Source organism: Vibrio sp. 10N.222.54.A3, assembly GCF_041474095.1.
GTDB lineage: Bacteria > Pseudomonadota > Gammaproteobacteria > Enterobacterales > Vibrionaceae > Vibrio > Vibrio crassostreae_C.
On record NZ_JBFRTN010000021.1, the window covers coordinates 25,158 to 45,799 of the forward strand.

Consider the following 20,642-nt stretch of genomic DNA (forward strand, 5'->3'; position numbering starts at 1 on the left):
GTTGCCAAAGTTGGTTTTTCCAAAATCGACTTTGACACGCTTACGTCTAGATAAATTAAAAATTACACTCTGTGGTTTACTTTTTGGTTTTGGTTTGTAAACTAGTCGGTGTAGTTTATGTGTTGGGTCTATCCCAACCGATGAAGAGATACTAATGAAAAAATATCTATTACCGATTTTAGGAGTACTTGCCGTGGTCGCTATCGTAAGCACAGGTTCACAATCAAATGACAATCTAGATAAGCTTCCGAAGAAGTTTGTTAACAGTGAACTGGAATACAAATCGGGTATGTCTGATATTTTTTCAATATTGAAAGCTTACGTAACCGTGGAAAGAAATGAGCCAGTACCGCGCGCTGAATTGCCTTTGATTCCAATGACAGCCGAGCAATTGATCGAAGAACAACAAGATGTTGCGTACCGTTTAGGTCACTCAAGCGTGATGATGAAGCTGGATGGCAAGTTAGTGATGACCGATCCTGTGTTCAGTGATCGTGCATCACCAGTGCAATGGATGGGACCAAAGCGTTTCCACCCAACACCAATTTCACTACAAGAATTACCTGATATTGATGTGGTAGTGATCAGCCATGATCATTACGACCATTTAGATAAAGGTGCCGTGAAGGTATTAGCCGACAAAGTAGGGATATTCTTAGTGCCATTAAGAGTGGGCGCACTGTTGGAAAAGTGGGGCGTGGATAAAGCAAAGATCATTGAGTTGAACTGGTGGGAATCAGCAATAGCTGCCGACATCGAGTTTACTTTGACTCCAACCCAACATTTCTCTGGTCGTGGCTTGCTTGACCGTGACCAAACCCTATGGGGTAGTTGGGTGATTAACGCTTCAGGTAAGAAAGTATTCTTTAGTGGTGACTCTGGTTACTTCAATGGCTTCAAAGAGATTGGTGAACGTTTCGGGCCGTTTGATTTGACCATGGTAGAAACGGGTGCGTACAACTCACTTTGGGCCGATATTCATATGTTTCCAGAACAGAGTGTTCAGGCACACATTGATCTGCAAGGTAAGGTGATGATGCCAATCCACAACAGTACCTTCGACCTTTCTATGCATGATTGGCAAGACCCAATGGAACAAGCACTGGCGATTAGCAAAGAGCGAGATGTACAAATGGTAAGCCCGGTGATGGGTGAACGTTTGGTGATCTCAGAGCCTGTACCTGTTCAGGCATGGTGGAAACTAGCATCGAATTAGAGCTGTCATCCAAATAGACATAGCTAAACCACTAAGCTGTACAACCCAACTTATACACGAAACGCCACCGATCTTACGATTCGGTGGCGTATTTTAGTTTTATTTTTAAGATCAGCTTTCTAAGTTCTGCGCCATTTTCTTCGCAATTTTTCTGAATTGTTCTAACTCGTCTTCGGCCATGCCTTTGGTCATTCTCTTCAGCATGTCTCGATCGATATCCGAGACCTTACTCATGATCTCTTGACCCTTATCAGTCAGAACCAATAACTGGCTGCGCTTGTCTTCCGGGTTCGGAGACTTCTTCACAAGTTCCTGATTGATCAAGGCATTAATGAGCCGAGTGACCTGTGCTTTATCACGATCTAGGAAGTGTGCGATATCGATAGCGGTACATGGAGACTTCTTAGTAATGATCTTCATGACACGAATGTTCATAGGTGCGATCTCTGAGTCTAAGCTCTCAATCTGTTCGCTCATTTGACGTTTCAAAGAGTGCACTAGACGAAAGATTGATTCTAGCGATGTGTTATCAGACATAAACGATCCTTAGAAATATAGTTGACATTATCAACTACTGTATTTATAGTTGACATTATCAACTTAATTGTTCGTAAATTCAAGACAGGAAATAGATATGACGATTCAAGCAACTCTAACGCCAACTCTTCCTGAGCAAAAAGGCACACCGGTTTTATACAAAGTTTTGGTCATGATGAGCTTAATGCTGACGATTGGCGGCAGTTTAACGGCTGTGATGACTTACATGAATGTCGGATTCGGCGAGGAATTTATTGGCAACTGGCTTTCTTCGTTAGCCCTTGTTGTCGTGATCATGATGCCAATGGGCACGGTGATGATGGCTTTAGTCACCAAAGCCGTTGCTAGAGTGTTCACAACTTATAGCGAGAAAGTTCGCAACCTGATCGTAGGACTGATCATGGCATTCATAATGGAGTCCATGATGGCATTTGTAACAGCGGCAAATAACATTGGATTTTCGGATACATCGGCGTTTACCAGTGGATGGTTTAATGGATTTATTGCCGCGCTTCCTGTTGGCCTTACGATCATGGTCGTAATGTCGATGACGGTTAAACCTAAGCTAGAACGATTCATGAAGAGCTAGCCAAAACATTTCACAGCATTGTAGGAGATCCACATGAAAGCATTTACAGGCAAACACAATAACTACCGCATCACTATTGAAGAAGTGAGCGTTAAAGAAGACCGCGAACTTCAAACCATGCAGTTTGAAATTGAAGACAGAGAAAACATGTTCGCGATTGTTGAGAAGATCAAACAAGACAGCGGCTTAGATGAGCAATCAGCAGCACGACTAGGCGTGAGTATCCGCTTACTCGGCCCATTGATGATGCAAGATAGAAAGCATCCTCTGTTTGTTAATTTTATGCCTCACTTCAGAGACTTCATGCAAAACCTTAAGAAGACCTTGAAAGGGCAGTAAAGCCTAACCATCAGCAACACATCGAAAAGCCAGTAACGAACTTACTGGCTTTTGTTGTCTTTAAATCAAAATAATTTCAGTTGTTTGCGTCTAGAATATGCGAAAATTGATGGCTGAATTTTCGGTGTAGCACCGTTGTTGAATTGTCTATTCAAGCTTTAAGAAATCCGATATTATACTGGTCATAAAACTAAAGGTGGTATTATATGACAAATGTATTTAAACAAGCAGCTGAAGAACTGTTGAGTCGTCGCGTTGCTGGCACCAAAGCACCAAGATTGGACGAACAGTACCGTCCGAATAACTTGGAAGATGCGCTAAAGATCCAATCTTCAATGATCGATTTGAAAAGCGATAAAGTCGGCGGTTGGAAGTGCTTACTTCCTCTGGCTGAAGACAAGTTTGTTGTTGCGCCAATCTTCTCGGGCAGCGTTCAACAAGGCGAAGTTTGTGAACTGTTTGCAGACAACGATGTAGTGCGTGTTGAGCCTGAAATTGCATTTACTCTTGCTAAGAGTCTGCCTGCAAACCAAGAAGGCTACAGCGAAGAGCAAATCAACGAAGCTATTGGTTCTTGTCACATGGCACTTGAGTTAATGCAGTCTCGTTTTGCGGATGACAGCGGCGCTGAGTTCTATGAAAAACTGGCCGATGGCCTAGTAAACCAAGGTCTATTCATTGGCCCTGAGATTGATCGCGAAAAAGCGTTCACTTCTGCAGAGATCAGTATTGAAGTGACTCAAGGCGAGCAAGTTCAAGCATTCGACGGTAAGCACCCGAATACACTGCCACCAAGCCCAATTTACTGGCTGATTAACTACATGACGCGTCGTGGTGTCGATTTCCAAGCGGGTGAAGCTATTATCACGGGCTCTTACTGCGGTATCGTGGAAATGGAATTCGATAAGCCAACGACCTTCCACTACGAAGGCATTGGCGAATACCAAGTGACGTTCAAGCAGAAACGCTAACTTCTAGCGGCGCACTATCTGTTATCGAAAGGCTGTTTACTGATGAGTAAATAGCCTTTTTTATTACGTGATGCTCAATAGGGTTCTTATTACTTTGCATTAAATTAGGCGTTTAGACGTCTAGACGTTGACAAGTTCTAAGTGTGACATTAGTCTGCTCTCCTTCCTGTTCTATTGTGTTGTCGTTCCATGTCCAATTCAAAAAATTCTAACGCGGTAATTGCCCCTTCAGCAGTGGCGCTTATCCCTCTGATCGTTTTCCTTGCGCTGTTTATTGGCGTGGGTACATACCTGTCGCTACAAGGCGTCGATTTTGCTTTCTATCAGCTTCCAGCTCCGATTGCGGCTCTTCCTGCCGTGATGTTAGCGCTGCTATTGAGCAAAGATAAATTGAACCGTGCGATCGAGCATTTCTTAGGTGGTGTGGGTCACAAAGACATTATTGCAATGTGTATGATCTACCTATTGGCGGGTGCTTTTGCTGCTGTGGCTAAAGCTTCTGGTGGCGTGGACGCGACGGTAAACCTTGGTCTATCTGCTATCCCAACGAGCATGATCCTGCCGGGCATCTTCCTTATTTCGGCGTTCATTGCGACCGCAATGGGCACATCTATGGGTACTATCGCTGCGGTTGCTCCTGTTGCACTCGGCATTGCTGACTCTGCAGGCATGAGCATTCCTCTGACTGCTGGCGTGGTGCTAAGTGGCGCTATGTTTGGTGATAACCTTTCAATCATCTCTGATACCACGATTGCCGCGACTCGCTCGCAAGGCTGTGAGATGAGAGACAAGTTTAAAGAGAACATCCGTATTGCACTTCCTGCTGCACTTATCGCGATTGTTATCTTTGCTTTCAACAGCACAGCAACTCAAGTTCCTGAAACAGGCCCAATTGAATGGCTGAAAGTCCTTCCGTACATCACTATCCTAATCCTTGCGGTATCGGGCATGAATGTATTCGTTGTGTTGACGATCGGTATCTTGCTAGCGGGTGGGGTGAGCCTAGGTTCTGTTGAGAACTACGGTATGACGGATTACGCTCAAGACATTTACGCTGGCTTTGGCAACATGCAAGAGATCTTCTTACTGTCGATGCTGATTGGTGGTTTGAGTGAGCTGATGCGTCGCCAAGGTGGGTTAGCGTTTCTGACTAACTTAGTGAGCGGTTTGATTCGTGCATTTGGTTCTTCTCACTCTAAGCAAGCGAATGGCCGCGCAAGTGAGTTGGGTATTGCTGGTTTGGTGTCTATGGTGAACATGTGCACGGCAAACAATACAGTAGCGATCATTGTCTCTGGTAGTGTGGCTCGCCAATTAGCTGAAGAGAACGATGTATCTCCACGCCGCTCTGCAAGCTTATTGGATATCTTCTCGTGTGTGATTCAAGGCGTACTGCCTTACGGTGCTCAGGTATTGCTATTAGGCTCTGTGTTTAACCTATCGCCGCTAGAGATCGTGTCTAACTCTTACTACTGTTTCGCGCTTGCAATCGTGGCTGTAGTCGCTGTGTTTATTAAACACCCAGCGCGTAAAGTGGCTAACGCTTAGTAGTAATTGACCAAACTGAGTGATCACTGATTTTGATAAGAAGGCTCCGACAGGGGCCTTTTTTGCGCCTGAACGAATTGTTTGGAAGCTAATTCTGATTTGAATATAGACAAAACCGCCATTGTGGACGGTTTTGAGCTTTATTAAAGTTGGCTTTCAAGCTCGCTGGCTGTCGCAACATTACCGTAGCCAAAGCTCAATGCTGCCATGAATGCTGCATGGACATGCGCAGCTGGAACCTTAATACCGTTGAATTCCATGTCTAAGGTTGTGCAAGCATCATGCGCTACGTGACATTCGTAGCCTAAATCGGTTGCTGCACGAGTCACCGCATCAATACACATGTGGCTCATTGCGCCAACGATGATCAGTTTCTCAATGCCTTGATCTTTTAGCACCTTGTTCAGTTCAGTATCTCTAAAGCTATTGATTTGATGCTTTACGATAACAGTTTCACCTTCTAGCGGAGTCACGCTGTTGTGGATTTGAGCACCGTCTGAATCTGGCAAGAAGAAGGGTGCTTCGTTGGTCGGAAATTCATGGCGTACATGAACCACAGGAAGTTGCTTGTCTCTGAAAGCCTGTAATAACTGAGCACCTTTTTCGGCTGCCTTTTCTGTTTCAGACAGTGCCCACTTTGCACCCTCGTATGAAGGGAAATAGTCATTTTGAAAGTCGATAAGTAGTAATGCAGTGTTCTTCATAGTCTATACCTTTGTATTTGGTGTGTTGCGGTGTAGGGATATTATGAATACTCTGTAGTTTTTATCGCACGTCAAAAATGACAGACTTTATGGCAATAGTGACAAAATCAATTGTGGTCGAAATCATCGACTACCCAGGCTCTTTGCAAAGTGCCGTGTTTGGAGTGAAAGAGTTTCTTCAGTTGGCGAATAGCATTGAGTCTTCCAATGAGCAGGTTCAGTTTCATGTTGAAATTAAGCCTCACGACGACTTGTCTATGTCGACCAACGAATCACTTGAGAACTCAAAGACCGACATTATTCTAGTGCCGCCAAACTTAGATGGCAGCTACTACTTAGAGCCAGATGAAGGGCTATTGGACTACCTTGTGCAGTCTCATCAACGTGGGGCGATCTTGTGTTCTGCTTGCGCAGGCGTGTTTATTTTGGCGGGAACGGGTTTGTTGCAAGGACGAACCGTGACAACGCATTGGAAAGCGCAGCAACAGTTTTCGGAGCAGTATGCTGAGGTCGATGTTGATGTCGACAAAATCTTGATCGATGACGCTGACATTATCACTGCGGGTGGTTTGATGTCGTGGATGGATCTGGCTCTGTTTATCCTGACTAAATATACGACGCCGACCAATACTCGTAATCTCGGTAAATACCTAGTGCTTGATACGGGATTGAGAGAGCAGCGCTACTATCAGAGTTTTGTGCCGAATTATGCTCACGGCAATGACAAGATTGTGTCGGTGCAGCGTTTTATTCAGAAGCATCATCATCTCCCTTTGTCGCTCGATCAATTGGCGGAAGAAGCCTTCATGACACGAAGAACCTTTATCCGTCAATTTACCAAGGCGACCAGTTTTACGCCTATCAATTATATCCAACACGTGCGTATTCAAAGCGCATGCGAGTTATTGGAAAGCTCCCATAAACCAGTTGAGCAGATTAGTTATCTAGTTGGCTATGAGGACGTAAACAGCTTCCGAAAAATCTTTATGAAATCATAGGTTTAACACCGTCAAGGTTTCGCTCTAGATTTCTATCTGAGGAATGATTTTTATTAGTCACCATTCCTCAGGCTTATCGACTGGTACTGTCAGTGATTATCTTGGAGGGGCTTAATTCAGCTTCGTCGTCACGAACTCTTTGTTTCTAACCATTAACCACATCAGGCCGCCTAGCGTACCGATGGATAATTGAATAAAGCCTAGGTTTTCAATCAGTGACTCTGGGCGTATTGAAACTAATACCATACCAAGCGAACCACAAATCATGCTGAAGAACTGAATCAGTGCGACGGCAGAGCCCGTGTCATGATCTTGTTGATTCAACATTAAGTTGGTGCCCGGTACTCGCATGATGATCGCCATTAATGTTGCTGGAGCAGCGATGAACATAAAGAACCAAGGGGACAGGTCGCCAATGGTTAGGGTGAAGATGCCCGCAAGCGCCAATAAAGCAAAACATCCTGAGATGACCTTTTGAACCGGCATTCGGTAGGACAACTTCATGTAAATTGTTGGACCAAATGAGGCGCATAATGCATTGAATGCGAACGCGTAGCTAAACTGTTGTTCGGTCAATCCAAAGTGATCGATGTAGATATAAGAACCCGCCGCAAGAAAGCCCATCAACGCCATCGGTATGATAGAGAAAATGACCAGTAGCTTGAGGAACGAGCGGTTTTTCATGACCACGCCCATTCTTCCCCATGAACGGAACATGGAACCTTGGTATTTGGTTTCGAGCGTTTCTCGATAGCAGCAAGCTAATACTGACGCAAATGCACCAAAAATGGCGAGGGTGACGAACATCATTCGCCAAGACGCAATTTTCAGTAGAAAGGCACCAAATACAGGCGCAACCATTGGCGCGATGATCACCAGTGACATGATAGTCGCCATGATCTTTTCACGTTCTCTGCCATCATAAAGATCTTTGACAATGGCGGTAGCGATAACGGTGATAGCACTACCAGCAAAGGCTTGGAATACACGAGCACCAATTAACTGTTCGATGCTATTGGTCATCGCGCACAATATGCTCGCGACCATATAACCCGCTAATCCAATTAATAGGATCGGCTTACGACCGAATTTTTCGCTGAGCGGCCCCCAGAACAAAAGACCGATGGCGTAAGTAACGAAGTAGCTGCTCAGGGTTAGGTTGACCATGGATCGGTAAGTATTAAACACCTCGACCATCTGCGGAAGCGCAGGTAAGTAAAGGTCGATAGTCAATGGAGGGAAAGCACTTATTATGACGAGAAAAAATAGCATACCGGTCTTTCCCAGTACTGGTTGTGGTCTCTTCAAGGTGGCTCTCCGTTGTCCAAAATAGGTTTTTAATTGGTGTGATAGTATCTTTAGGTTTTGTATGATTAGTTATCTCAAAGCTCTAAAATCAGCAAGGATTTGTGACCTCTAAATGTTTAACATCGAGTTGAAAGGTTCAAGCCAGCAAGTACCTATGCTGGCTTGAGGGTATACTTAGAACTTAAATTTAGCAATCTGAGTGGAGAGGACAGTAGTTTGCGTCAAGATATCATTGGATACGTTTGCCAAATCGTCATTCACGTTAACTAGTTCTTTTGCACTACTATCAAGAGACTGCATGTCATTTGCGACTTTTGAACTAACGTTTGACTGCTCTTCGCAGGCGGATGCAACAGAATCTACCATGCCATTGATGGACGTTACGGAAGAGATAATGCTCGATAGTGCTTGCTGTATTTTATCTGCGCTGGTTTTTGTTTGCTCCACTAAAGCTTTCGAGCTCTGTGTTGCAACAAATGACTCGTTTGCTTCTTTTTGTAGGCGTTCAATAATAGATTCAATTTCATTGGTTGAATCATGGGTTTTAGACGCTAATGAGCGCACTTCATCCGCAACAACCGCAAAACCACGGCCAGACTCACCGGCCCGTGCCGCTTCAATAGCTGCATTCAATGCCAATAAATTAGTTTGTTCCGCAATCGCTTTGATGACTACAATCACTCGACCTATATCATCACTGCTTACTTTTAGTGAATTCGCACATTCCGCTGCACTTTCCAGACTTACGACCAAGTCATCAATATTACGTTCATTGATATCGATTGTGTGACCACTTTGCTGACAAAGCTCGAGTGCATCATTTGATTGATACAGCGTATTTTCCGTATGAACAGCAATTTCTTTGGTTGCTAAATCAAATTGCTCAATGCTGTGCAAACTTTCTTGAGTTAACAAAGATTGTCGTTGGCTTTGTTGGTTCATTTCATCACGTAGTTGCGATATACCGTGGCCACTCTTATCCAACAGTTTGGTCGTGTTCGATGTTTCGAGAATGATAGATTGAATAGTAGCAACGAATTGGTTGAATGCTTTCGCAAGTGATGTGACTTCATCATTGCCTACTTCCGCAACACGTGAAGTGAGGTCTCCTCCACCAGAAGCAATTTCATTCATTGAATCAGCCATGTTTTTGATGGGCCTGACGACTTTTCTATCGAGGACTATGGAAATCAGAATCAGGCTAGCAATAAATATGCAAAGCAAAATACTAATCGCAAGTTGCATAGAGTTCATTAAATTAGCATTCGTCACATCATGGTTAAAACCAACATTAACTTTACCGATAGGCAATGAATCCCATGAAATAGCCATCGATGAGGATTCATCAATGTCACGTGGATTAACATTACCTAATATGTTGTTATTTTGATCGAGCACTTGAATGTTTGCGATTACGTCATTATTTGAATACGCTTCAATGATATTAAGTATCAGTGTCTTATCGTATGCATAAACAGGTTCTTGCAATATCACACTTAATTCAGAGGTTATACGCTGGATTTCTTGTGAAGATTTATCAGTAACGTTTGATTGGTTAATCATAAATTGGATTGGCAAAGCGATAGCAGCAACAATAAGCATCACTGCAGCGATCAGTAAAACCATTTTTTTTGTTATTTGGTTCATAAAAATGTACTCAGTTGGCAAGCGGATCAAAGAAATATTTTTCTGGGATAGAGCGGGTGTCTTCGGTCAGATATGGATTTTCAAGATCGATAATAGTTCGCTCTGAAAGGTTGGCCCGTGAGAGCGCCATTCTTACTTCGGAGTCTTCGAAAAAGAGTTTCTCATAGGTGCCATCAGCGAAAATTTCTTCAACCACTTCTGTGATGTGTTGCTGAAGTTCTGTGTTTTCTTTTTGGACAAAGAGCATATATGGCATGCGATAGCGGAGCATGACATGACTATCAACAGCTAAAGGTAGTTCTGGGTATGATTGCATTTCTGCAAATGGTTCCATGACACCACGAGCAAACAAGTGGCACCGATTACCAGCAAGCATCATCTCAAAAATATTTGGATATTTAAGCGATTTAGCGGTTTTTATACCATTGGCATCAAGAATGAATGTGTCTGGCCATGTTTTCCCTGAACAAACTTTAAAGCGCGTGAAATCCGCTTTAGATCTTACGTTTGCGAGTAATTGTTTATCTTTTTCATGAATTAATCCGATTCGCATACCAAGCATTCCTCGATATATAGGGAACAATATTGGAGCAAAGCGTTTTTCCATGTCGAGACTGGTCGCTGACCAATAAAGGTCAATCTCTCCCGACTCTAAATCCGCCATAACTCTTGATTGAGCAGGTTCCCCTGTTGCTTGATAGACAAACTCGATTTCATCGAATCGGCTCGAGCGATTAACAATTTCTTGAACCAAAGTAAGGTGCAGTTTTTTGTCATTCGGTTTACCTGGCAATCTTAAAGGTTCAGCGTAAGTTATTTGGCAAGTACTAAAAATAAGTATCAAAAAAGTAAAAATGGAGCGAAACATTCTTGGTTCTATAGGCGTGTGATTAAGTGGCGGTAATATCGGTTACCGTGTGCTATTTTGATACGAAATTAACGCCACATTGTGACTTTCCTCTCGTTTTGTATGGGTAATTTAATGCAAGGTCGGATCTGAAATATAAGCATGTAAATATAGGTTTCCAGCCCAATCAGGGTAGCTTGTAATCGCCAACGACACATTGTAGTGGTTATCGGCTTGGCTTGTTATCTACTCTTTGGGCGCTTTTCGACTAAACCATTACGCTCTAAACCGCGTCTAACGCTACTGCATAGCTTACCAAAACGGCGCAGTTCTTCGAAGTTGGGGCCTTGGCCAATGGAAATACTGTGCTCCCAGTACATCAACTCACTGTCGACCATCTCTAGTAGCTTCTTAGAGCAACCCGAGCAGTTTCCTTTTGGCCCACAGATAAACGTCTCCGACTCATAAAGAGGGAGTTCATTTTTAACTTCTTCAATTAGGCTCAGCATTGCTGAATTTAAGTCTGGCTTTTTGTCTGTGAGTGGCTTCAAGCTTGGTGCTTGCGCAGTTATCAAAGAAGAAGTTTGTGTGTTGTGGTGTAAATTCAAAGCAGCTGATGACATATCAAAGGCCTCAAGGAGAGAAGAAGGAGGGCATGCTACTCTTCACAACAAAGTGAATCTTGATGTAGTGCAATAAGCGTAGAGATATACCCAAAAGAGGTAGGAGCCACAAGCGGTGTGACTCCTTTTAAAGCTCGGTACTAATGAGAGATTTTAGAATTCAGCGTCGAACTGGAATTCCATCCACTCTTTGGTGACTGGGTGGTGCAGTGCAAGTCTTTCTGCGTGTAGGTGCAGTCGGTCGGCTTTATTTCCATATAGGCCATCACCCACGATAGGCATGTTAAGCCCTTCTTGGTGTGAACAGTGAACACGTAACTGGTGTGTACGGCCTGTTTTAGGGTGCAGGTAAACCTTAGTGGTTTGCTCGTTTCGCTCAATCACTTCCCATTTGGTTTCTGCAGGCTTGCCGTGTTCGAAGCAGACAATTTGACGAGGGCGGTCATACAAATCACCACGCAATGGCAGTCGAACATAGCCTTCATTTTCTGTTAGAACGCCTTCAATCATTGCCACGTAACGCTTTTCGACTTCACGAGTAATGAACTGCTTCTGTAAGCTCTTGTTCGCACGTCGTGTGAGAGCGAAGATTAGAATGCCAGAGGTCGCCATGTCTAAGCGATGAATCACAAATGGGCCTTCAACATCGGGATGCATTTCTTGAACACGTGTGTAGGCGGAATCTTTGATGGTTTTACCCGGCACGGATAGAAAACCTGCTGGCTTGTGTACTACCACGATGTGCTCATCTTGGAACAGAATATCCAGCTCTTTGCCTTCTGCTGGGTTCTCTAGCAATGGGTTTGGATCGACTTCTAGGCCTTTCATCATATGGCCTAAAATCGGCACACATTTACTCTGACAAGAAGCGTAGTATTTCTTGTGCTTGCGGATTTCCGACTTTGGAGAGCGGCCCCACCAAAATTCAGCCAATGCCAGTGGCGTGTAACCATGTAAGTACGCGTATTGCAGCAATTTAGGCGCAGCGCATTCACCAGAGCCAGCTGGTGGTATCTTGTTTGGCGTGTTTTCAAAGATTTGGTTAAGGTCTTCAACGTTTCCTTCCGCATTTTGGAAAGCGTATTGTGAAAACAACTTGTGTTGAAGCTGATGAGAAATGTGTGCTCTTTGCTCTTTTAGCTCAGCCAGTTGAGTGTTGAACACATCAACTTTAGCTTGCAACACTTGCAGGGTCTGTTCCCAGTTAAGTTTTAGGTACTTCTGCTGGTTCTTGTCGGCAACACTGGCTTTGTTTAGCTCATTATTTAGCTGTTCGAAAGCTTGCTCATCAAGGTTTTCTTTACCTTGTTCACGTTGTTCTTTACGCGTTTTTCGGCCTTCAATAATCAATAGACGTTGAGCTTCAATCTCTTGCTCGGCTTGCGCTTTTTGCTGTGCCAGTTGCTCACACAATTCAAGGTATTCAGTATTTGCTTGCAGCGCTTTAAACTCAGCGTTGACAGCCATCATGTCGGCTGTGTCTTGATGGAAAAAGCTGTCGCTGCTGAGCATGTCGAACACGGGCGGTACAAAGTGAGGCAGTAGGTTTTGGTCGGCGATTTTCCCTGAAAAAGCAGAGAAGTACCCCAATTCACCTTCAGGGCTTTTCACCAATAACACACCAAACATTTTGCCGCGACCAGCGTCAGAATCCAGTCCGAAGTCATGCTGCCAGTCGGTTTGAGTTTCTAGATATTGTTGAAGCTGATGAGAAGCGATTTCACACAGTGGGTGCGGTTCGTAGTAGAACGGGAATGTGAAACGCTCAGGCAACGAATATGACTCGATCGGCTGTTGAAAACGAGTGAAGCAATGCTCAGGTGTGTGGCTGTTTTCTGAGTCGTGCGTTGGTTTTGATGAGTGCATAGTCGTATTAATACTTATATCGTGGTGATAAATGGTTGTGAGTCTACTGTGTATGTTTAGAGACGTTAAACACAGTACAAGGCGGCGATTCTACTCTTTATCGAAAAGCGCCTCAAATAAGAAATGGTTCTATTACTGGATAGCTAAGCGAGACGGTTAATACTGAACCCATGAGTTATAGCTTGAACACCATTAATTGATGAGTAACTTCTCGTTTTTAATCATAGAAGACAATTTAACAAACCAAGGGTGGTAGCCTTGCCACCCTCTTGTTCAACCTAAGGTAACGTTATGATTCCACTCAATACTTCGATTGTCTCCGGTGTCGCTATTTCAGAGATCGACGGACAAATGAAAATGCTATTAATGAAGCGTGTTAAAGGTGAGTTTTGGTGCCATGTTGCAGGCTCGATTGAAGCGGGAGAAACAGGCTGGCAGGCTATCGTGCGCGAGTTTGAAGAAGAGACCCAAATTAAAGTGGAAGCTTTGTATAACGCGCAGTTTCTGGAGCAGTTTTACGAGGCGCACGTGAATGTGATTGAGCTAATCCCCGTGTTTGCAGTGCTATGCCCGCCCAACCAAGCGATTGAACTGAATGACGAACATACCGAATACCGTTGGTGCAATTTAGAAGAAGCAAAAGCGTTAGCGCCGTTCCCTAATCAACATGCGGTCTACGATCATATCTGGTCGTATTTTGTCGATAAGCCAGTCAATCCGCTTTACCGAGTGAAATTGAACTAATACTGGCTGTTTAAGATCTAGGACTTACCAAGGTAAGGGGTTAAAAAGGCGCTCACTTGCGCTTGGCATAACCCCACATCCACCTTCACGCCGTGCGATTCAAGGATCGCAACTCCACGACCATTATTACGAGGGTCTGGGTCTAGCATCGCCACTACCACGTGTTTTACACCTGCTTTAACCAATGTATTGGCGCAAGCGGGTGTTCTGCCGACAAATGAACATGGCTCTAAAGTTACGTAAGCAGTAACCCCTTCCATTTCTCCTTCCATTCCGTCGTCATAGCTATTCAGTGCTTCAACCTCGGCGTGGTTTCCGCCGACTTTTTGCGTGTACCCAACAGACACCACCTTATCGTTCTTCACCAAAACGCAGCCTACTGGCGGGTTTGGTTGGCAATCGGGTAAGGCTTGGCGCGAAGCTTCAAGTGCTTGCAGCATATATTGTGGGTTCATGGTCGTTACTCAGTATGACGAGAGAGCGTAGCAGCTAGTCGCCACGTGGGGTTGATGAGTTGGTTAATTACTAATTTACTAAGCTAATAAGCTAATAAGCTAATAAGCTAATAAGCTAATAAGCTAACAAGCTAACAAGCTAACAAGCTAACAAGTGGGGCATGTTCGATCTGATTGGACTTTTAGTCAATGGTTTTAGCGTTTGAATTCGACTTCTAGTTAACGGTGACTAATCGTTAGCTTAGGCCACTGGGTTAGCCAACCTTTGGATTGCACTCTTTGATCAAAGATATCTCGGCTACGCTTTGGATTGGGTGTGATTTGCAAATCAAACAAACTCTCTAAACCAAAAGACGAAATACACTCGACGTCTCCATTGAGGCTTTGCTTTACGGCGACGGCGGTTTCTTTCTCTGGCCAGTAACTCATCGCGTTCAATGAGCCTTGGTAAGGTTCATCCCCATTTCTAATGTGCATGCAGGCTTGATTGCGAACTTGCCAATTCAGTTCGGGTAACCGTTGTTTAAGCTGAGCCTCGTATCTAGGATCCGACTCGTAAGAGGTATCAATGGGATCAAAGTAGATCACATCAATATCATTGAGTGGGGGCGGGGAGGCATAACCATGAAGGTGATCCCAAACGAGGTTTCTCACAAAGCCCGCTGCGACATAACACTGCGGTAAATCCAACTGAGAGATACAGTCTAAAACCTGCATTCGCAATGGATCTTGTTTGATCAATGTGACGATGCGGTTGGCTAGCGGATGTATCATTATGATGTCGGAACATCAGTGACTTGGTAATGACGTGTCACGTTCTGGGAGATTTCACCCCATTCAGACGCTTTTACTCGCTGTTGGTGGGCTTCGAATGCTTCTCGGCTAGTGAATTCTTCATACACTTCAAAGCGATTAGGTTGAAGGGTGCTTTGACTGACTCGAAAAACAAGACAACCAGGTTCTTCCAGGGTCAGTTCTTTGTGTACAACCAAGGCTTGTGTGACGGCTTCTAGATCGTTGTCTGGCACTAGAATATGCCCTTGCAGAATTACTTTACTCATAATTACGTCCATTTAATTACGTCTATTTAATTTGGTCCATTACGGTTTTTTTCTATCAAAAGCTCTATCCGTTACAAACATAATCCCATTTTGATGTTGTGACGTATAGGCTAATGTGGCGATTATTTGCTCACATTGAATGCATTTTTGGTTACGCCGTAACTTTAGGGGCGATGTAATCAATAAATGATAAGACACTGGAACTAAATCCGCGTTGGTCCGGTCTATTAAATTAGTATCATTGAACTGTATTGATACTGAAATGAATTTGTCATCTGAGAGAACTAACCTTAATTTTGAACAGCGGCTCATAGGATTGAATTGAGCCATAGTTGATATCTAGGTCATACTTTGATGTAAATGGTACTCAAAACTCTATATATTTTGTGATTTGTATCATTGATCTGGGCATCAAACACCGTTAGATTCGAATGGTTGGCAATAAAAATAGCTCATGAAGAGCAGTTAAAGAAAAGGAAATATCCCTTATGAAAAAAATGAGAAGAGCACAGCTTCATCGCGTTCGTATCCAATACTGGAAAGACACGTCAAAAGAAGCATCAAAGAAATAAGCTTTAAATCGTAAAGCTTAAAAGCTTGATAAAATGTAAAACGCTACAAACCGATTTCATTAGCACTCTCAAGGACCTTCATCTGGTCGGCGACTAACGAAATCATCCCCAAAGAGCTGGCAGGCATTAACAACAATGCAATTCAATGTCAGCTCATTAATACCTCCTCTAAGTTTATCTTCGTTCGTTAAATCTATTCCCCTAAACTAAAACTGTTTGTTCCTTATTCCTGGGTTTCGCACCCCTGTATTCGTCAAAGCCCTGATAATAAAAAAGCTCCCGATCTCTCAGAAGCTTTGATTTAGATTTTGATATCTGATGTGACTGCCCGATAAAGGCTCGTGCTTAGGATAGACTCTAGCGTTGGAACAGCGTCTTTAAGCTCACATCGTCCGTTCTATTTAGTTTTAGGCTCAGCAGATAACCGCCAACGCCAATCAGTACGTAAAGACTTAACGATAAAATCGGCGCTTCAGCAATCGCGCTGAATGGGTTCCTTGCTGTCAGTACCTTCATTGGCAGTGATGCGATGAGAGATAGGAAATCGTTGATGCCATAGAAGCTAAATACCGCGACAGAGAGGAACTTAATCGCATAGCTTGAGATAAAAATGACAAGCAATGGAGAGTTCACCAACTGCGAAATCGCTAGGGTCACGGTTGCCAGTGGTAGTAAAACCAGTGCAACTAACAACATTCTCCCAAAGAACACGAGCCAGTTGCTCAGCACGTACAGTAGGGATTGCTGCTCAACCAGTAGCGCCAGTTGCTGCTCGCTAGAGACGTTCAATATCCAGAATAGGAAATCGGCGAACAGCACGAGCAACGCACAGATTGCGGGAATAACCACTAAACCGAAGCCGAGTTTCACACCGTGAGTCATTGCGTTTGATACCGGCATACTTCTCCAAAACATCGAACTGCCTTCTTGGCGCTCTTTACGCAGCGTTTTAGGGATGTAAAGCGTCGATAGGATCAGTGAAATAAGACCCGCGCCAAAGTAGATCACTGAATTGAGGTCTTGTGCGAACTCTCTGTGGATGTCGCTCACGTCACCGTTCACTTGCATTTCGAAGAAAAACTCATGCTGCGCTGCGCCATTGAAGAACAGACTAACGAACAGTAAGAAACCACACAACGCGACAAACAGAGGCAATCGAGTGTTAATTTTGTGCTCGATGAGTTCTTTTTCTAGCATGTAAAAACTTGGATGCATTATGCCTTCTCCGTCTGTGTTGCGAGGAATAGATCTGCGAGACCAACGTTATAGATGTTACCCAGTGATTCAACCTGCGCTTTGTATTGGCCTTCCAATAACCACTTAGTGGTGCCTAGGCCGGATTGTGAGGTCAGTGGGTTGAGCTTCTGTATCTCGCTTGAATGGTTGTTTGCGACTTCGATAATGAAATAGTCGTTTTCGATGTCTTCCATGCTCTTTTGCAGCACACAATGGCCTTGTTTTAAAATCAGAACATCCGTTAATAAGTGTTCAATCTCTGAAACCTCATGGCTTGCAATGATCATGGCGCGTTCGCCGTCGTGGAACCACTCAAGTAGATGGCGATAAAAAGTATCGCGGTACAGCAAATCTAGGCCAAGTGTAGGCTCATCTAAGATCAACACTTGAGTGTCAGTCGCGATGATGATCGCAAGGTGAAGTTGTACCTTCATTCCCTTAGAAAGTTGCTTGATAGTCGAAGAGAGCTTGATGTTGGTGCTGCTTAGCGTCTGCTCTGCTTTTTGTTTATTGAAGCTAGGGTGTACACCTTGGGTGTATCGAAGCAGTTGCTTAACGGTCATCCACTCGGGTAACACGTTAACATCTGAGATGTACGACAAGTGCAGCATGAGTTCTGCATGCTGGTGGATAGGGTGGTAGCCGTTAACTTCAATTTCACCTTGATAGTTATGTCCACCAAGCAGTGATTTGATCAGTGTCGATTTCCCTGCGCCATTATGGCCCAGCAGTCCAAGCACTTGCCCCGGTTTTAACTCAAAGCTGATGTTCTCGACACCCACTTGATTTGAATAGGTTTTGGTTACGTTTTTCACGGAAAGTAAAGTACTCATGACTTGTCCTTTATATGTTGTGCTAGTTGTTTCACGAGTTCTTCGACACTCATATCAATGATGCTTAGCGTCTCAGCGATGGCTGGGATCTGTGTGTTGATGAATGATTGGTGTGCCGACTCTTTCAATTTTTGAAGTGCCCCTTCGGCCACATACATGCCTTGGCCGCGTTTTTTTTCTACCAAGCCTTCATCCACCAGTAACTGGTAGCTTTTCATGACAGTAAGGTGGTTGATCTTGAGATCGGCGGCAACCGCACGCACAGAGGGCAATGCTTGTAGCTCTAGCCAAACACCCTGAAGAATTTGGTCACTGATCTTGGCGGCAAGCTGCCTAAAGATCGGCTGGTCGTCTTTCCATTCGGTCATAATTAAAACTGCATGGTGATATACATGTGTATAACACTAACCTATTTATTCGAGTTGGCAAGAATTTTATGAAAATGCATTGGGTATTTTTATGTTTGGATAAAGCATGTTTGGTGGGGAGGGCACTTGAAGCCTACATCCTTGTGGGCTCTCAAGCAGTTGTATAAGCGACGATTATTTGAATAGGGAATGGTTGCTGATCAAGATTTTTATTAGGCTGGGCCTATTGCTCCTTTGAATCATTAGGCCTGCTATACAGATAACCTTGATGTAAGTTGTAGCCTAATTGACACAAGATATATTGCTGCCTACGCGTCTCGACACCTTCATAAATCATCGTGATATTTGATAAGCGTCCAATCTCCGATATATTGAGCAATACACCCTGATGGTGCTCTCCTGACTCGATATCCTTAACAAAACAGCGATCCAGTTTTAGATAGGTAGGAGAGATGACATTGATGATTTCGATGTTGTTATTGCCTGTACCGAAGTCATCTAGAGCGATGGTGATACCAAGCTTTTTGATATCCTTAATGTTATCGATAACCTCATACCCATAGCCAATGTTCGAATATTCAGTAATCTCTACGACAAACTCATTTGCTTCCATCGCGGCTAAATGCTCTCTGAGCCTGGCGAAGTTCGACCCTACCAAAGCACTCGGACACACGTTGACACCATAGATCTCATGGCTGTTGTTTAACTTCGCTTTTCTAACCGTCTCGATGAGTAAAATGGTATGAAAGGTGAGTAAATTGGTGCGTCTCATGGTGTTGATGAAGCTTAAAACGCCAACGTTACGCACACGAGATAACAACTCGTAGTAGAGAACGCTGTTGTCTTCGGTGTTGATGATCGGTTCTTCTTCAAAGGAGATGTGTTTCCAACGAAACAGGTAGATCACAAAGCCCAGAATATAGGATCGATAAAGCAGGGTGGCGAGTATCAGAGAAAGCGCAGTCCACAGCGCAACAATGTCGTCACTGTAGAAGGTGATGGTTGCACCCGTTGGTAGGGAGGTTTGATAGATCGATTTACTCTCTTCGCCAAGGTTTAAGATGTAGTAACCATTCTTCTGGATGGAGATAGAATCGACTAACAGAGGCAATAGTGAGTTGTTGTATCGAGCTTCGATAGAGCGCTTAGATATTCGAGCAACCATCTCAATGTCGTGCTCGGTATCTATGAAGCGTGAATAGGCAAAGTCAGCACTATCGTAGAAGTCGTCTACTTGATTGAGATCTATCATCTTAGAACGTGTTTTCGAGATATAGCAAGAGCCATAAGGTGTTGTCATGACGACAGAATCAAGGTTGAGCGAGTGCACAGCCCCGTGACTATCGCAACCGTAGTCCATGAGTTCTGCTGCAATATGTTTGGTGTTCTCACTGTATTCATTAGCAATCTTCGTCGTATAAAGGATTTGGAAAAAGTAGACAACGAATAGGAAAAAGGAAGAGATGGTGAACACGGCTATCAGAGCCTTGATCAGTTCTCGATGATAGGTGTTGAACATCAGTTTCAACATCTCGAACTGGCTGGGCTTGAACTGGTTGATGTCGTACTTAGGTGCGATACGGTTGGTTGAGCTTTTATCGAGATCGATAAAGTAACCTACCTTATAAAGGTTAGAGATAAGTTCGCTATTATTATCTACCTTCGCTTTTTTGCATAAGCTTCGATATTTCTTTCTTATAGAAGCAATAATATTTTTTAACGCGTATAAGCTAAACTCTTCGTCAAAGTGTAATTTTAAAGATTCTTCAACATCTCGTGCAGATTGAGGGTTTGATATTGACGAGTGTTCAATAAGGTATTTGAAAACAAAACTCTCTTTACTATTAAGAGTTTCCTCTGATATCTTATTACTGTCTCTTTTTATGTATATTTTTTCTTCATTGTAGATCAGTTGCAAGCTCTCATTATTGTTATTTATATTGAAAGAACAGTGCATAGCTCAACTCCTAAGCGATAGTTATTATATTTGTGTGATGGATATGTGATGGCTGGGATTGTCATTCAACACAAGAGTTCGATCTAAATAATATAACCAAAATGTCACCATTCTCTCTTAAGATGTTGATACTAATCGCAGAATTTGGGCTTTAATGAAAGGTTATGGAGATGTTCACCCAAAAGTTGAATTTATAAATGAAAGCCAATGATTTACAAGGGGT

The 20,642-nt window shown here is 43.6% G+C and carries 20 protein-coding genes and 1 pseudogene; 7 read left to right on the top strand and 14 right to left on the bottom strand.

All coding sequences use genetic code 11. The features are described 5' to 3' along the window. Positions 1 to 154: 154 nt before the first annotated feature. Complete coding sequence (locus AB4507_RS06130) at positions 155 to 1,216, top strand: MBL fold metallo-hydrolase (RefSeq protein ID WP_372182383.1); 1,062 nt, start codon at positions 155 to 157, stop codon at positions 1,214 to 1,216. 111 nt (positions 1,217 to 1,327) lie between these two features. Here the strand turns inward: AB4507_RS06130 and AB4507_RS06135 are convergent, their stop codons facing one another. Continuing rightward, positions 1,328 to 1,753: a MarR family winged helix-turn-helix transcriptional regulator gene (locus AB4507_RS06135; RefSeq protein WP_017060573.1), complete on the bottom strand. Its 426-nt coding sequence runs from the start codon at positions 1,751 to 1,753 to the stop codon at positions 1,328 to 1,330. 97 nt (positions 1,754 to 1,850) lie between these two features. Here AB4507_RS06135 and AB4507_RS06140 point away from each other — a divergent pair, with 97 nt between their 5' ends. The 4 genes from AB4507_RS06140 (at position 1,851) to AB4507_RS06155 (ending at position 5,200) form a co-directional block, all read left to right on the top strand. Then, complete coding sequence (locus AB4507_RS06140) at positions 1,851 to 2,342, top strand: DUF2798 domain-containing protein (RefSeq protein WP_017069211.1); 492 nt, start codon at positions 1,851 to 1,853, stop codon at positions 2,340 to 2,342. A gap of 33 nt (positions 2,343 to 2,375) precedes the next feature. Then, entirely contained in the window at positions 2,376 to 2,681 is a 306-nt protein-coding gene (locus AB4507_RS06145) for a DUF3861 domain-containing protein (RefSeq protein WP_017069212.1), read from the top strand. A gap of 206 nt (positions 2,682 to 2,887) precedes the next feature. Beyond that, positions 2,888 to 3,652, top strand: a complete 765-nt coding sequence (locus AB4507_RS06150; RefSeq protein WP_017069213.1) for a hydratase — start codon at positions 2,888 to 2,890, stop codon at positions 3,650 to 3,652. A gap of 189 nt (positions 3,653 to 3,841) precedes the next feature. Next, the gene (locus AB4507_RS06155; protein WP_372182385.1) at positions 3,842 to 5,200 is read left to right on the top strand and encodes a Na+/H+ antiporter NhaC family protein; all 1,359 of its coding nucleotides are present in this window, start codon (positions 3,842 to 3,844) and stop codon (positions 5,198 to 5,200) included. A 143-nt stretch (positions 5,201 to 5,343) separates the two neighbouring features. Here the strand turns inward: AB4507_RS06155 and AB4507_RS06160 are convergent, their stop codons facing one another. Then, entirely contained in the window at positions 5,344 to 5,904 is a 561-nt protein-coding gene (locus AB4507_RS06160) for a cysteine hydrolase family protein (protein ID WP_372182386.1), read from the bottom strand. Between the two features lie 89 nt (positions 5,905 to 5,993). Between AB4507_RS06160 and AB4507_RS06165 the strand changes: the two are divergent. After that, a pseudogene (locus tag AB4507_RS06165) lies at positions 5,994 to 6,949 on the top strand (GlxA family transcriptional regulator). 64 nt (positions 6,950 to 7,013) lie between these two features. On the opposite strand, the gene AB4507_RS06170 reads toward AB4507_RS06165, so the two are convergent. The 5 genes from AB4507_RS06170 to AB4507_RS06190 all read right to left on the bottom strand — a co-directional run bounded on the left by AB4507_RS06170 (position 7,014) and on the right by AB4507_RS06190 (position 13,193). Beyond that, positions 7,014 to 8,174 (bottom strand): multidrug effflux MFS transporter, encoded by a 1,161-nt coding sequence (locus AB4507_RS06170; RefSeq protein WP_372182426.1) that lies wholly within the window; start codon positions 8,172 to 8,174, stop codon positions 7,014 to 7,016. Positions 8,175 to 8,384: 210 nt separating this feature from the next. Continuing rightward, positions 8,385 to 9,878 carry a methyl-accepting chemotaxis protein gene (locus AB4507_RS06175; RefSeq protein ID WP_372182387.1) on the bottom strand — a complete coding sequence of 498 codons (1,494 nt, stop codon included), beginning with the start codon at positions 9,876 to 9,878 and terminating at the stop codon, positions 8,385 to 8,387. Beyond that, complete coding sequence (locus AB4507_RS06180; protein ID WP_017066686.1) at positions 9,868 to 10,725, bottom strand: ABC transporter substrate-binding protein; 858 nt, start codon at positions 10,723 to 10,725, stop codon at positions 9,868 to 9,870. The genes AB4507_RS06175 and AB4507_RS06180 overlap by 11 nt, the downstream gene beginning before the upstream one ends. Before the next feature lie 221 nt (positions 10,726 to 10,946). Continuing rightward, positions 10,947 to 11,327, bottom strand: coding sequence for a hypothetical protein (locus AB4507_RS06185; protein WP_372182388.1), 381 nt, complete (start codon positions 11,325 to 11,327; stop codon positions 10,947 to 10,949). 153 nt (positions 11,328 to 11,480) lie between these two features. Continuing rightward, on the bottom strand, positions 11,481 to 13,193 hold the full coding sequence (locus tag AB4507_RS06190; protein ID WP_372182390.1) for a pseudouridine synthase: 1,713 nt from the start codon (positions 13,191 to 13,193) through the stop codon (positions 11,481 to 11,483). 291 nt (positions 13,194 to 13,484) lie between these two features. Here AB4507_RS06190 and AB4507_RS06195 point away from each other — a divergent pair, with 291 nt between their 5' ends. Continuing rightward, the gene (locus tag AB4507_RS06195) at positions 13,485 to 13,937 is read left to right on the top strand and encodes an NUDIX pyrophosphatase (protein ID WP_372182391.1); all 453 of its coding nucleotides are present in this window, start codon (positions 13,485 to 13,487) and stop codon (positions 13,935 to 13,937) included. A gap of 17 nt (positions 13,938 to 13,954) precedes the next feature. Here the strand turns inward: AB4507_RS06195 and AB4507_RS06200 are convergent, their stop codons facing one another. From AB4507_RS06200 to AB4507_RS06230, 7 genes are all read right to left on the bottom strand, one after another. Then, the gene (locus AB4507_RS06200) at positions 13,955 to 14,392 is read right to left on the bottom strand and encodes a bifunctional diaminohydroxyphosphoribosylaminopyrimidine deaminase/5-amino-6-(5-phosphoribosylamino)uracil reductase RibD (protein WP_372182392.1); all 438 of its coding nucleotides are present in this window, start codon (positions 14,390 to 14,392) and stop codon (positions 13,955 to 13,957) included. 219 nt (positions 14,393 to 14,611) lie between these two features. Continuing rightward, on the bottom strand, positions 14,612 to 15,166 hold the full coding sequence (locus tag AB4507_RS06205) for a nucleotidyltransferase family protein (protein ID WP_372182393.1): 555 nt from the start codon (positions 15,164 to 15,166) through the stop codon (positions 14,612 to 14,614). Continuing rightward, complete coding sequence (locus tag AB4507_RS06210) at positions 15,166 to 15,453, bottom strand: putative quinol monooxygenase (protein WP_372182394.1); 288 nt, start codon at positions 15,451 to 15,453, stop codon at positions 15,166 to 15,168. Before AB4507_RS06210 ends, AB4507_RS06205 begins: the two co-directional genes overlap by 1 nt. A gap of 929 nt (positions 15,454 to 16,382) precedes the next feature. Beyond that, positions 16,383 to 17,240, bottom strand: a complete 858-nt coding sequence (locus AB4507_RS06215; protein ID WP_372182395.1) for a hypothetical protein — start codon at positions 17,238 to 17,240, stop codon at positions 16,383 to 16,385. Continuing rightward, positions 17,240 to 18,094, bottom strand: coding sequence for an ABC transporter ATP-binding protein (locus tag AB4507_RS06220; RefSeq protein ID WP_050621756.1), 855 nt, complete (start codon positions 18,092 to 18,094; stop codon positions 17,240 to 17,242). The genes AB4507_RS06215 and AB4507_RS06220 overlap by 1 nt, the downstream gene beginning before the upstream one ends. After that, a complete protein-coding gene (locus tag AB4507_RS06225; protein ID WP_017060587.1) occupies positions 18,091 to 18,462 on the bottom strand; it encodes a GntR family transcriptional regulator in 372 nt (123 codons plus the stop codon). The genes AB4507_RS06220 and AB4507_RS06225 overlap by 4 nt, the downstream gene beginning before the upstream one ends. Before the next feature lie 223 nt (positions 18,463 to 18,685). After that, positions 18,686 to 20,419, bottom strand: a complete 1,734-nt coding sequence (locus AB4507_RS06230) for an EAL domain-containing protein (RefSeq protein WP_372182396.1) — start codon at positions 20,417 to 20,419, stop codon at positions 18,686 to 18,688. Positions 20,420 to 20,642 lie beyond the last annotated feature (223 nt).

Coding starts and splice junctions, on each gene's coding strand:
- AB4507_RS06130 (WP_372182383.1), top strand. CDS start 155: ATGAAAAAATATCTATTACCGATTTTAGGAGTACTTGCCGTGGTCGCT.
- AB4507_RS06135 (WP_017060573.1), bottom strand. CDS start 1,753: ATGTCTGATAACACATCGCTAGAATCAATCTTTCGTCTAGTGCACTCT.
- AB4507_RS06140 (WP_017069211.1), top strand. CDS start 1,851: ATGACGATTCAAGCAACTCTAACGCCAACTCTTCCTGAGCAAAAAGGC.
- AB4507_RS06145 (WP_017069212.1), top strand. CDS start 2,376: ATGAAAGCATTTACAGGCAAACACAATAACTACCGCATCACTATTGAA.
- AB4507_RS06150 (WP_017069213.1), top strand. CDS start 2,888: ATGACAAATGTATTTAAACAAGCAGCTGAAGAACTGTTGAGTCGTCGC.
- AB4507_RS06155 (WP_372182385.1), top strand. CDS start 3,842: ATGTCCAATTCAAAAAATTCTAACGCGGTAATTGCCCCTTCAGCAGTG.
- AB4507_RS06160 (WP_372182386.1), bottom strand. CDS start 5,904: ATGAAGAACACTGCATTACTACTTATCGACTTTCAAAATGACTATTTC.
- AB4507_RS06170 (WP_372182426.1), bottom strand. CDS start 8,174: ATGCTATTTTTTCTCGTCATAATAAGTGCTTTCCCTCCATTGACTATC.
- AB4507_RS06180 (WP_017066686.1), bottom strand. CDS start 10,725: ATGTTTCGCTCCATTTTTACTTTTTTGATACTTATTTTTAGTACTTGC.
- AB4507_RS06185 (WP_372182388.1), bottom strand. CDS start 11,327: ATGTCATCAGCTGCTTTGAATTTACACCACAACACACAAACTTCTTCT.
- AB4507_RS06190 (WP_372182390.1), bottom strand. CDS start 13,193: ATGCACTCATCAAAACCAACGCACGACTCAGAAAACAGCCACACACCT.
- AB4507_RS06195 (WP_372182391.1), top strand. CDS start 13,485: ATGATTCCACTCAATACTTCGATTGTCTCCGGTGTCGCTATTTCAGAG.
- AB4507_RS06200 (WP_372182392.1), bottom strand. CDS start 14,392: ATGAACCCACAATATATGCTGCAAGCACTTGAAGCTTCGCGCCAAGCC.
- AB4507_RS06205 (WP_372182393.1), bottom strand. CDS start 15,166: ATGATACATCCGCTAGCCAACCGCATCGTCACATTGATCAAACAAGAT.
- AB4507_RS06210 (WP_372182394.1), bottom strand. CDS start 15,453: ATGAGTAAAGTAATTCTGCAAGGGCATATTCTAGTGCCAGACAACGAT.
- AB4507_RS06215 (WP_372182395.1), bottom strand. CDS start 17,240: ATGCATCCAAGTTTTTACATGCTAGAAAAAGAACTCATCGAGCACAAA.
- AB4507_RS06220 (WP_050621756.1), bottom strand. CDS start 18,094: ATGAGTACTTTACTTTCCGTGAAAAACGTAACCAAAACCTATTCAAAT.
- AB4507_RS06225 (WP_017060587.1), bottom strand. CDS start 18,462: ATGACCGAATGGAAAGACGACCAGCCGATCTTTAGGCAGCTTGCCGCC.
- AB4507_RS06230 (WP_372182396.1), bottom strand. CDS start 20,419: ATGCACTGTTCTTTCAATATAAATAACAATAATGAGAGCTTGCAACTG.